This window comes from Yersinia sp. 22-579 (assembly GCF_030433455.1).
Taxonomy (GTDB): Bacteria; Pseudomonadota; Gammaproteobacteria; order Enterobacterales; family Enterobacteriaceae; genus Yersinia; species Yersinia enterocolitica.
Genome location: NZ_JAUJTZ010000001.1, coordinates 399,159 through 411,587, shown reverse-complemented (window position 1 = coordinate 411,587; position 12,429 = coordinate 399,159). Strand labels below are relative to the sequence as shown.

Genomic DNA, 12,429 nt, shown 5'->3' with positions numbered 1-12,429 from the left:
TCGAAGAAATTCACATTAAAAGGTAGATGCATTATGACCGAACTTAATGAAAAATTGGCCAAAGCATGGCAAGGTTTTACCCAAGGTGACTGGCAAAAAGAAGTCAATGTTCGTGACTTCATCCAGAAAAACTACACCCCTTATGAAGGCGATGAGTCCTTCCTTGCCGGCTCTACCGAAGCGACCGACAAGTTGTGGGCGCAAGTTATGGAAGGTATCAAACTGGAAAACCGCACTCATGCGCCAGTTGATTTCGATACCGACGTAGCAGCGACCATCATTTCACACGATGCTGGCTACATTAATAAAGATCTGGAAACCATCGTTGGTTTGCAGACTGAAAAACCATTGAAACGTGCCCTGATCCCATTCGGCGGCATCAAAATGGTAGAAGGCTCTTGCAAAGTTTACGGTCGCGAACTTGACCCGCAACTGAAAAAAGTCTTCACCGAATACCGTAAAACACATAACCAAGGTGTGTTTGACGTTTATACCAAAGACATCCTGAACTGCCGTAAATCTGGTGTACTGACTGGTTTGCCAGATGCTTATGGCCGTGGCCGTATCATCGGTGACTATCGTCGTGTAGCCGTTTACGGTATCGACTTCCTGATGAAAGACAAACTGGCTCAGTTCAACTCTTTGCAGGATGACCTGGAAAACGGTAAAGACCTGGAAATGACCATTCAGCTGCGCGAAGAAATTGCTGAACAGCATCGCGCTCTGGGTCAAATCAAAGAAATGGCAGCCAAATATGGTTGTGATATTTCTGGTCCAGCAACTAACGCTAAAGAAGCAGTACAGTGGACTTACTTCGGCTACCTGGCTGCGGTTAAATCTCAGAACGGCGCTGCAATGTCCTTCGGCCGTGTTTCTACCTTCCTCGACGTTTATATCGAACGTGATATGAAAGAAGGTAAACTGACTGAAATCGAAGCGCAGGAACTGATTGACCATTTGGTAATGAAACTGCGTATGGTTCGCTTCCTGCGTACCCCTGAGTATGATGAGCTGTTCTCTGGTGACCCAATCTGGGCAACTGAGTCTCTGGCTGGTATGGGCGTTGATGGCCGTACTCTGGTGACTAAAACCAGCTTCCGCTTCTTGAACACCCTGTACACCATGGGGCCGTCTCCAGAACCGAACATGACCATCCTGTGGTCTGAAAAGCTGCCACTGAACTTCAAAAAATATGCAGCTAAAGTGTCTATCGATACTTCATCTGTACAGTATGAAAATGATGACCTGATGCGTCCTGACTTCAACAACGATGACTACGCCATCGCATGTTGTGTTAGCCCGATGATTGTCGGTAAACAAATGCAGTTCTTCGGCGCGCGTGCCAACCTGGCGAAAACCATGTTGTATGCAATTAACGGCGGCGTCGATGAAAAAATGAAGATCCAGGTTGGCCCGAAAGAAGCGCCAATGATGGATGAAGTGCTGGACTATGACAAAGTCATGGAACGCATGGATCACTTTATGGATTGGCTGGCTAAACAATACGTTACTGCGCTGAATATCATCCATTACATGCATGACAAGTACAGCTACGAAGCTGCACTGATGGCCCTGCATGACCGTGATGTTTACCGTACTATGGCGTGTGGTATCGCAGGTCTGTCTGTTGCTGCTGACTCCCTGTCTGCTATCAAATATGCCAAAGTAAGCACCATTCGTGATGCTGATGGTCTGGCTATCGACTTCAATATCGAAGGCGAATATCCACAGTTTGGTAACAACGACTCACGCGTTGATGACATCGCTTGTGACCTGGTTGAGCGCTTCATGAAGAAAATTCAGAAGCTGCGTACTTACCGTGGTGCAGTCGCAACTCAGTCTGTGCTGACCATCACCTCTAACGTGGTTTATGGTAAGAAAACAGGTAACACCCCAGATGGCCGCCGCGCTGGCGCTCCATTCGGTCCAGGTGCTAACCCAATGCACGGTCGTGACCAGAAAGGTGCTGTTGCCTCTCTGACTTCTGTTGCTAAACTGCCGTTTGCTTACGCGAAAGATGGTATTTCTTACACCTTCTCTATCGTGCCAAACGCACTGGGTAAAGACGACGAAGTTCGTAAAGCTAACCTGGCAGGTCTGATGGATGGTTACTTCCATCACGAGGCGTCCATCGAAGGTGGTCAACACCTGAACGTGAACGTAATGAATCGCGAAATGCTGTTAGATGCGATGGAAAATCCGGAAAAATATCCGCAATTGACCATCCGTGTATCAGGCTACGCTGTTCGTTTCAACTCGCTGACTAAAGAACAGCAGCAGGATGTGATTACACGTACATTCACACAGTCAATATAAGTTCTAACTAAAATAGATTAGACTAAAAGGCTCCACCTTCGTGGGGCCTTTATTTATCCAGTATTGGAGTAACCTGCAATGTCCGTACTTGGCCGCATTCACTCATTTGAATCCTGTGGCACCGTTGACGGCCCTGGTATTCGATTTATCGTATTCTTCCAGGGTTGCCTCATGCGCTGCCTGTATTGCCATAACCGTGATACCTGGGACACCCATGGCGGTAAGGAAGTTACCGTTGAAGAATTGGTCAAAGAAGCCGTTACCTATCGCCATTTTATGAATGCTTCTGGTGGCGGTGTTACTGCCTCCGGTGGCGAAGCCATCTTACAGGCTGAGTTTGTCCGTGATTGGTTCCGCGCCTGTCACGAAGAAGGTATTCACACTTGTCTGGATACCAATGGTTTTGTGCGCCGTTATGATCCGGTGATTGATGAATTACTGGATGCCACCGATTTAGTGATGCTGGATTTAAAACAGATGGATGACAGCGTGCATCAGAATCTGGTCGGCGTATCCAATCACCGAACCTTGGAATTTGCTCGTTACCTGGCAAAACGCAATCAAAAAACCTGGATCCGTTATGTGGTTGTGCCAGGTTGGTCAGATGATGACAAATCCGCTCATATGCTGGGTGAATTCACTCAGAACATGACCAATATCGAGAAAATCGAATTGTTGCCTTACCATGAGCTCGGTAAGCACAAATGGATTGCCATGGGCGAAGAATACAAACTGGATGGGGTGAAGCCCCCTACCGCGGAGATTATGGACCGCGTGAAAGGTATTCTTGAAAGCTATGGTCACAAAGTGATCTACTAATAATCATCAGAACATTAGCTGACTTTCAATCAATACCGCCATGCAAGATCTCCTCGCTGGCGGTATTTTTTTGGCGGTTACACCGCAGCGAATGGTGTTTTTTGTTGATCGGGTTTGCGCAGCAACATCATTAAATACACCAAAGCCACACCCGCAATCATGATAAACAATAGATTGTCTGAATAGCGCTGCATCAATAATGAAGTCATGGTCGGGCCGGTCAGGCTACCGATGGTATAACTCATCAATAGCGCCTGATTCATTGCGACCAATTCATCGGCACTCGCCTTTTCACATGCCCACGCCATGGCGACAGGATAAAGGGTAAAACCGGCGCACCCCAAAATAAACAGTGCCGGCGCCAGCGCATAGTTACCCAGAATCGCTATACTACCGAGAATCACTACAAACACCTGAATCCGCAGCACCAGCAAACGACCATAGCGGTCGGCCATTTTGCCTATTGGCCACTGACCAATAATCCCTGAACTGACCAGCAATGCCATCCACCATCCAACACTGGCGTCACTCATTCCTTGATGCGATAAATACAACGGCAGCAGACCATAGAGCGAACCTAACAACACACCGGAGATAATGCAGCCATTAATCCCCAAACGCGCACTACGACGCTTCAGCATCGGCCAAACGGCGATATGGGGTACATCACTGCTATCTTGATGAGAAAAATGTGCAAATAACAGCGGTAACATCGCGGTAATGACCAAAGCACTGACCCACGGAATAACACTCAGTAGTTGAGTCGAAACCACGCCCAAGAGTAATTGCCCAGTGACCGTGCCCAGATAGTAAACCATCATATAGGCCGCCAGCAGTTGCCCTCGGTTGGTTACTGTACCACTGCGCAATAATGCGCTTTCGACAATAACCCAAATTAACGCGCAGGCCACACCAGCGAAAAAGCGCCACCCTAACCAGCTCCAAAAATCAACCGACAGCATTAACCCGCACGTCGCTAGCGCGAATAAAATACAGGAATAATGGTAGCTGCGATTAAAACCGAGTTGTTGGATAATCCGCCCGGCAATCAATGTCCCAACCAGATTCCCGCTAAAATACGATGAACTTACCATCCCAACTTGCCAGGTCGGCAATTGTTGATGAGAAAGCCATAAGGGAACCAATGTATTTAAAACCGCGATAGAAATCGTAAACAGCAAAAGCCCACAGAGCAAAAGCAGCACCGGGCGAGAATATGCGGACATAATAAGATTGAAGCCGTCGGAACAAGAAAAGTGAGCGCATCATGCCACTGGTGATAAAAAAGTCAATTACATCACGAGAGTCGATAGCACAATATGTTGTTGGATAAATCTCTGCGCGTTGAATTCTGTGTATTCGCCATAACCCAAAAAAGAAAAAGCGCCCGAGGGCGCTTTATAACTATTTGATAATCAAGCGAGGCATATTGACTCGTGACTAACCAATAAATTCCAAACCACCCATATAAGGGCGCAAAACTTCTGGTACCTGGATACGGCCATCAGCCTGCTGGTAATTTTCCAGCACTGCAACCAAAGTACGCCCAACCGCCAGACCAGAACCATTCAGGGTATGAACCAAACGGGTTTTTCTGTCAGTTTTGTTACGGCAACGTGCTTGCATACGGCGAGCCTGGAAATCCCACATGTTTGAACATGAAGAAATTTCTCGATAAGTATTCTGCGCTGGCAGCCACACTTCCAAGTCGTAAGTTTTGCTCGAACCAAAGCCCATATCACCAGTACACAGCAGCATTTTGCGATATGGCAATTCCAGCAATTGCAGCACTTTCTCTGCGTGGCCGGTCAGCTCTTCCAGTGCCGCCATAGAATCTTCTGGGCGGGTTATCTGCACCATCTCAACTTTGTCGAATTGATGCATACGGATCAAGCCACGGGTATCACGGCCATAGGAACCCGCTTCAGAACGGAAGCAAGGTGTATGTGCCGTCATTTTCAATGGCAGAGACTCTTCTTCCAGAATCTCATCACGCACCAGATTGGTCACCGGCACTTCTGCCGTTGGAATCAATGCATAGTTGCTGCTGTCAGATTCTTCTTCCAGTGGTTTGGTATGGAAAAGATCACCACCAAATTTAGGCAACTGGCCGGTACCGTACAGAGTCGCATGGTTAACTAAATAAGGAACATAAGTTTCCAGATAACCGTGTTTTTCAGTATGAAGATCCAGCATGAACTGTGCCAATGCGCGGTGCATACGAGCAATTTGCCCTTTCATCACCACAAAACGCGCACCAGTCAGTTTCACCGCAGCGGCAAAATCAAGCCCACCAGCCATTTCACCCAAAGAAACGTGATCTCTCACCTCAAAGTCATACTGCCGTGGTTCGCCCCAACGGCTGACTTCAAGATTATCGTTTTCATCTTTACCCACTGGAACCGAATCATCCGGCAGATTAGGAATCGACAATGCCAGATCGCGGATTTCGTTTTGCAACTTGTCCAGCTCTGCCTTGGCTGCATCCAGCTTTTCACCCAACTCGTTGACTTCAAGACGTAATGGTTCGATATCTTCGCCACGCGCCTTAGCCGCACCAATCAGTTTCGATCGGGAGTTACGTTCTGCTTGCAGACTTTCTGTTTCAACCTGTAAAACTTTGCGGCGCTCTTCTTGTTGGCGCAACATCTCAACATCAAGTTTAAAACCTCTGCGAGCCAGTTTTTCGGCAACTGCGTCTAGCTCATTGCGCAGCATATTGGGATCGAGCATGCTAGTCCTGTGCTTGTAGTTATGGTTACACCCTTGAACTGGAATTGCCGTGTTGTTAGCAACGCCATGATTTGGGGTATAAAGGGTTATTGAAAAGAATTTAACCGCGTAAGCAGCATAAACAGCCGCTTAGCAGTTCTATATAGCGCTAACCTTACCGCAACAGCAAGGCTAGCGGTAGCGTTTTATCGGGCTATTTTGATCCTGCTCAGCCAGCCATGCCAGCTTTTCACCAATTTTGCCTTCCAGACCTCGGGATGACGGTAAATAGTAGCGGGTCGAGGCCATTTCTGGTGGAAAATAGTTCTCACCGGCAGCATAAGCATGTTGTTCATCATGGGCATAACGGTATTCAGCCCCCAAACCCATTTCTTTCATGAGTTTAGTTGGTGCATTACGCAGATGTTCCGGCACATCAAAGTCTGGTTTATCACGCGCATCTTGCATTGCTGCTTTAAACGCCGAGTAAACCGCATTACTTTTCGGCGCACAGGCTAGATAAACAATAGCCTGAGCAATCGCTCGCTCACCTTCAGCTGGGCCAACACGGGTAAAACAATCCCACGCTGATATCGCCACTTGCATCGCGCGAGGATCGGCATTGCCAATATCTTCTGACGCAATAGCCAGTAAACGTCGGGCAACATAAAGTGGATCACCGCCCGCCGTAATAATTCGCGCATACCAATACAAGGCAGCATCTGGCGCAGAACCACGAATGGATTTATGGACTGCCGAGATGAGGTCATAATAGCGATCACCTTTATTATCAAAGCGCGCGCTACGCTCACCTGACACTTCTTTCAGCAAATCTGGGGTTAACACTCGAACCCCGTTGGCATCTATTTCTGCCATATCGGCCATCATTTCAAGGCTATTCAAAGCACGGCGCGCATCGCCCCCCACCAATTCAGACATCATGCGGCGGGTTTCATCTGGCAGTTTTATATTCTGCCCACCATAGCCCCGACTGCTATCTGACATTGCTTGATCGATAACTTTTTCAATGTCTGCGGCAGTGAGAGCTTTGAGCAAATAAACCCGAGCCCTAGAGAGCAAAGCCGAATTCAGCTCAAATGAAGGGTTTTCAGTGGTGGCACCAATAAATGTGATCGTGCCATCTTCAATATGGGGTAGGAATGCATCTTGCTGGCTTTTATTGAAGCGATGAACTTCATCAACAAATAAAATGGTTCGCCGCCCCGCGTCGCGGTTTTGGCGGGCACGTTCAATCGCTTCACGAATTTCTTTAATGCCGGAGGTCACCGCAGAAATACGTTCAACATCAGCTTGACCATAACGGCCAATAATTTCTGCCAACGTGGTTTTTCCGGTTCCCGGAGGCCCCCAAAGGATCATTGAGTGTAATTGCCCGGCAACGATTGCCCGCGGTAACGGTTTACCCGGAGCCAGCAAATGCTGCTGACCAATATATTGCTCCAACGTCAAAGGCCGCATACGCGCGGCCAATGGCTGAAACTCATTCTGGGAAAAATCGAGGGACATATTACTCACACAGACCTCACTGCCGCTGGTCGTCCAGCGTCACGCCTTTTGGTAGGGTAAACTTAAATTTGCTGGCATCTGCTGAGCTATTTTGCTGACCTTTCAGCGTATAAGCGCTGCGCTGCCCATCTTGCTCAACCGCAGTAAAGCTTTTAATGGTGCCCGTTGGCGTCACTGTGATAGCAAATTGCTTCAGATTACCGCTGGCACTTTTCGGTGTCAGTTCAAAATCATCACCTTTCTGCTTCACATTATATTGTTTCCAATCATCTGGATTATTACGGGTGATAAGCATAAATGGCGTATTGCCTGTGGCATTTTTCAGCCAGGTCGCCGTTGCCTGTTCAACAAATGGGTTATAGAACCACAATGTTTCACCATCAGAAATCAAAACGCTCTCGTCAGGGGAAGTCATGTGCCAATTAAATAAATTAGGCCGCTTCACCCATAACTCACCCTCGCCTTCTTGTACCGCAGTACCCTCTGAGCTGGTCACTTTTTGCGAGAAGTTAGCATGGAAACTGTTCACCTTGCTCAGGCGAGCTTGTAAGTCGGAACTGGCATCGGCCAGCGCGTGAGCCGAAATTAACCCCGATAACAGACAGCAAGCAACAAGCAGTTTTTTCATTATTCTAAATACCTTATAAAATTCTCTGATAAATATGGGGTTTATGCTTCTTTGCATAAGGGCCGCAAAGCGGCCCTGTCTATATTAATTGCCTCAGAGCAAAATATGACTACTCATGTGGCGGCGGGGCCAATACTTCACGATTACCGTTATGCCCCGGTGTACTGACAATCTGCTGAGCTTCCATTTGTTCAATGATACGTGCGGCGCGGTTATAGCCAATACGGAATTGGCGCTGCACACCGGAGATAGACGCACGGCGTTTCTCCAAAACAAAATTCACCGCCTGATCAAACAGTGGGTCCAACTCTTCGTCGCTATCCAGACCAAGGCTACCGCCTTCACCCTCATCGCTACCACTGAGAATGCTCTCAATATATTGAGGCCGGCCTCGCGCTTTCCAATCATTAACGACTGCATGCACTTCCTGATCTCGGACAAAAGCACCGTGAACACGTACCGGAATTGAGGAGTTAGGTGCCATATACAGCATGTCCCCCATACCCAGTAGTGATTCCGCTCCCCCCTGATCAAGGATAGTTCGTGAGTCAATCTTGCTGGAAACCGTAAATGCGATACGGGTTGGGATATTGGCTTTAATCAAGCCAGTAATCACATCCACAGATGGTCGCTGAGTTGCCAGAACCAAATGAATGCCGGCTGCTCGGGCTTTTTGCGCCAAACGAGCAATCAACTCTTCAACTTTCTTACCCACTGTCATCATCAGGTCAGCAAACTCATCCACCATGACGACGATATAAGGCAATTTCACCAGCATTGGTGGTGAGATATCCATACTGTCGGAGGGTTTCCAGAATGGATCTGGAATTGGCCGCCCCATAGCTTCAGCTTGTGCAACTCGCTCATTATACCCAGCGAGGTTACGTACACCTAAAGCCGACATCAGCTTATAACGCCGTTCCATTTCGCCAACACACCAGCGCAATGCATTCGCCGCATCCTTCATATCCGTAACCACTTCGGTTAACAGATGAGGAATGCCTTCATACACCGACAGTTCCAGCATTTTTGGGTCAATCATGATAAAGCGCACATCATCTGGCGTGGCTTTATACAAGATGCTGAGGATCATGGCGTTAACACCAACCGATTTACCGGAACCGGTTGTACCCGCCACCAGCAAGTGCGGCATTTTTGCAAGATCAGCCACTACCGGTTGCCCGGCAATATCTTTACCCAATACGATAGCTAACGGTGATGGGTTATCTCGGAATTTGGCGCAATCAAGCACTTCGCGCAAATAAACGGTCTGACGATGTTTATTGGGCAGTTCCAACCCGACATAAGGCTTGCCAGGAATGACCTCAACCACACGGACAGCAATGGCCGATAGCGAGCGAGCCAAGTCACGAGAAAGATTGGAGATACGTGAAGCTTTGACGCCCGGGGCTAAATCAAGTTCAAAGCGGGTAATCACTGGCCCTGGTGAAATACCGACCACTTCCGCTTTCACCCGATAATCCCCTAGCCGCGCTTCGACCAAGCGAGCTGTTTGCTCCAAAGCAAACATATCAACCGGCTCTTCTTCCGCTGGCGGCGAAGAAAGGAGATCCAACGTAGGCAATGGGGTTGTCGGTTTGACCAAAGGTTGGTCATTACGCATCAGGAACGGATGAATCAAACTGTCCATCGCAGGGGTTGGTTGCACCGGTGATACTGGCTGTGCTGCTGCCGTAGGTTGCACTGGTGTTGATTGACCTGAATATGCTTGATGAGTTTGATTTGCCGCTGATGGTTGATAGGCCGAAACCTGTTCAGTGTGCTCTGGTGCTGAAGAACTTTGCACGGGTGTAGGCTGTGCGGCTTCGTCAACATACGGAGACAGTGTGAACAGAGGCTCACGCGGGCTTTCATCAACCAGATCGGCAACAGGCGAGAACGTGAAAGCGCTGCGAGTATCTACAGGCTGCATCTCTTCAATAACAACATGTTCATATTGACTATTGTCACTGTTTTCACCCTGCATTGCGCCATAGCGATGTTGTTGCTGCGCGGCAAAAGCTTGTCGTAATGCCGCCTCTTGCAAGGCTTGCTCATCTTCCGGCTCTACCGCTGAGAAAGTATTCACTCCCGTATCGGCTGATTGCCCATAACGTTCGGATTGCTGATCAGCGAAGGCTTTACGCAAGATTGCCTGTTCTAATGCATCATCATCTTCAGATGTGGCACCTGCGGTAAACGGTGTTTCGGGCGTTTGAGGCGTTTGCACTTCTTGCTGACGTTGCTCCTGCTCCTGCTCCGCCATACGTTGAGACGGGAGTTTGATGCCGTAGGATGCCAGCTCGCGCCTAGTAGGGATGCGGACAGGATTAGGCCGTGGTAACTCCGGTCCTATACCTTGTTTAACCTGCGAACTGCTATCACTGGTAGCAGTAAATGCTGGCATAAACGTAGCTGCGGTTGCACTTGCTGCGACAATCCCAGCAGCAGAAACGGATCCAGGGTGACTGACTGACCCCATCGCGGCCAGGCTATCTGTATCTATGCCTAATACTGGATTCATATATGGTGTATTTTCCACCTGATCGCTATGGCGTTGTGCCGCAGAAAAATCAAATGGCGAATGGCTGGTTGGGGTTGCGGGTTTATCCCATGAACCCAGTTGAGGCTCAGGCCGTTCAACCGGTGGCGCAATCCGTGTTGGCGCAGGAGACGTCGCTTCTTGTGGGATCTCAAAAGAATAGAGCGGCGGCGTTGCGGCGACATTATCAACCATCGGCACTGCGCTGTGGTTGATTATGGGTTCAGACGGATTCCCAGCAGAAGTTAATCCGGGCTGTTCGCCATTATCTGTCGCACGCAATGTACTCAATAATGGATCATAATTATTTAATGACTCATCGCTTTCAGCCACAATTTCATCTGTCGGAATTGCCCCATCCAATATTGGGCTAACAGGCGTGTCAGTTACAGATGGTGCCGAGAACAAAACATCGTCGTCATCCGCATGAGCTGAATTGGCCACCAGCGCGCTAGCCGCAGCGACACCTGCTAGCGCTTTATTATTTACACCGACACCCTTATCTTGCTCGACGGTATTCGCTTCTTCAGTTTGGTAATCGTCATCTTCATTATCATAACGTTCTTCGCGACGTGAACGATTAGTCATAAATGTTAATGAACCTAAGACGACTCCACCAATCTTCTCCGCAATGACTAACCATGACCAACCAGTGAAAAGCGTTAGACCAACAGCCCAGATACAAAGCAACGTCAGGGTAGCACCAACGCCATTGAACCACGGCAACATGGCATTACTGAATAGACTACCGATTACCCCACCTGAGGCGAAGTAATACAGATCGTCAATATTTAAGGCAGCCAGCCCGCATGACGTTAAAATCAGCGCTAATGTGCCAATCAGCCGCAGCGAGAGGGCAAAGTAATCGATATGCTCACTGGCATCACGCTGGCGGAATGCGGCCCAACACAACATCACCATAATGGCGGGAATTGCATACGCCAATACACCAAAAGTGAAGAACAATGTATCAGCCATCCAGGCACCTACGCTCCCGCCAAGATTATGGATAGGCTCGTGCCATGAGGTTTGTGACCAACTCGGGTCTGAAGGATTGAAACTAAGCAGCGCGGCCATTAGGAAGGCTGCCAGAATGGTTACTACAATCAAAACAGCCTCAAGCAAACGACGCCCACTGCTGAGTTTTTTCAAAGTAACTTCTTTATCTTCTGTATATTCCTGGCTCAAGAAAGGCTCTCCAGGTTCCTGTTAACTAGTATGAATAACAACGCCGAGAACCTTCCCGGCGCTGAAACTGTATGAATAAACAGGAGTGTAACCAAATTACTCAGGTTTTGCACCTGCCTGTTTATCGCGTTTTAATCACCAGATGGCTAGTCTGCTTCACTTCTTCCATCACCACATAGGTCCGAGTGTCATTGACACCCGGTAGGCGAAGCAAGGTCTCACCGAGTAATTTACGGTAAGCAGACATATCGGGCACGCGGGTTTTCAATAAATAGTCAAAATCACCGGAAACCAAGTGACACTCTTGAATTTCATCGAGTTTTTGTACTGCGGTGTTAAATTGCTCAAACACATCCGGAGCACCACGATTCAGAGTAATCTCAACGAAAACCAGCAATGATGCATCCAAATATTGTGGATTAAGCAGTGCAGTATAGCCATTAATGAAGCCCTGACGCTCTAAGCGGCGAACCCGTTCCAGACATGGTGTTGGTGACAACCCTACTCGTTTTGAAAGCTCAACGTTGGAGATACGCCCATCCTTTTGTAATTCATTTAGGATGTTACGATCTATACGATCAAGCTCTTTCCCCGGACGTTTTTTATTATCTGTCATCTTATAGTCTCTCTTAATTTCCTTAAGTCTGCGACATACTCTCATCATCAATAAATTTAGAATATGTGGCAAACAACGACC

Annotated in this window: 8 protein-coding genes; 2 read left to right on the top strand and 6 right to left on the bottom strand. The window is 48.2% G+C overall.

The window, feature by feature from the left end; all coding sequences use genetic code 11:
- Positions 1-33: 33 nt before the first annotated feature.
- Positions 34-2,316 carry a formate C-acetyltransferase gene (gene pflB / locus QSV56_RS01910; protein WP_005166521.1) on the top strand — a complete coding sequence of 761 codons (2,283 nt, stop codon included), beginning with the start codon at positions 34-36 and terminating at the stop codon, positions 2,314-2,316.
- 78 nt (positions 2,317-2,394) lie between these two features.
- Complete coding sequence (gene pflA / locus QSV56_RS01905) at positions 2,395-3,135, top strand: pyruvate formate lyase 1-activating protein (protein WP_005171041.1); 741 nt, start codon at positions 2,395-2,397, stop codon at positions 3,133-3,135.
- 77 nt (positions 3,136-3,212) lie between these two features.
- On the opposite strand, the gene QSV56_RS01900 is transcribed toward pflA, so the two are convergent.
- The 6 genes from QSV56_RS01900 to lrp all read right to left on the bottom strand — a co-directional run bounded on the left by QSV56_RS01900 (position 3,213) and on the right by lrp (position 12,348).
- Positions 3,213-4,361: an MFS transporter gene (locus QSV56_RS01900; RefSeq protein WP_019083455.1), complete on the bottom strand. Its 1,149-nt coding sequence runs from the start codon at positions 4,359-4,361 to the stop codon at positions 3,213-3,215.
- A 214-nt stretch (positions 4,362-4,575) separates the two neighbouring features.
- On the bottom strand, positions 4,576-5,868 hold the full coding sequence (gene serS / locus QSV56_RS01895; RefSeq protein WP_005162747.1) for a serine--tRNA ligase: 1,293 nt from the start codon (positions 5,866-5,868) through the stop codon (positions 4,576-4,578).
- A 171-nt stretch (positions 5,869-6,039) separates the two neighbouring features.
- On the bottom strand, positions 6,040-7,383 hold the full coding sequence (locus QSV56_RS01890) for a replication-associated recombination protein A (protein WP_032900749.1): 1,344 nt from the start codon (positions 7,381-7,383) through the stop codon (positions 6,040-6,042).
- A 7-nt stretch (positions 7,384-7,390) separates the two neighbouring features.
- Positions 7,391-8,002: an outer membrane lipoprotein chaperone LolA gene (gene lolA / locus QSV56_RS01885; RefSeq protein WP_019079882.1), complete on the bottom strand. Its 612-nt coding sequence runs from the start codon at positions 8,000-8,002 to the stop codon at positions 7,391-7,393.
- Positions 8,003-8,111: 109 nt separating this feature from the next.
- Positions 8,112-11,732, bottom strand: coding sequence for a DNA translocase FtsK 4TM domain-containing protein (locus QSV56_RS01880; protein WP_050129974.1), 3,621 nt, complete (start codon positions 11,730-11,732; stop codon positions 8,112-8,114).
- 121 nt (positions 11,733-11,853) lie between these two features.
- On the bottom strand, positions 11,854-12,348 hold the full coding sequence (gene lrp / locus QSV56_RS01875; protein WP_005162770.1) for a leucine-responsive transcriptional regulator Lrp: 495 nt from the start codon (positions 12,346-12,348) through the stop codon (positions 11,854-11,856).
- Between the last annotated feature and the right edge of the window lie 81 nt (positions 12,349-12,429).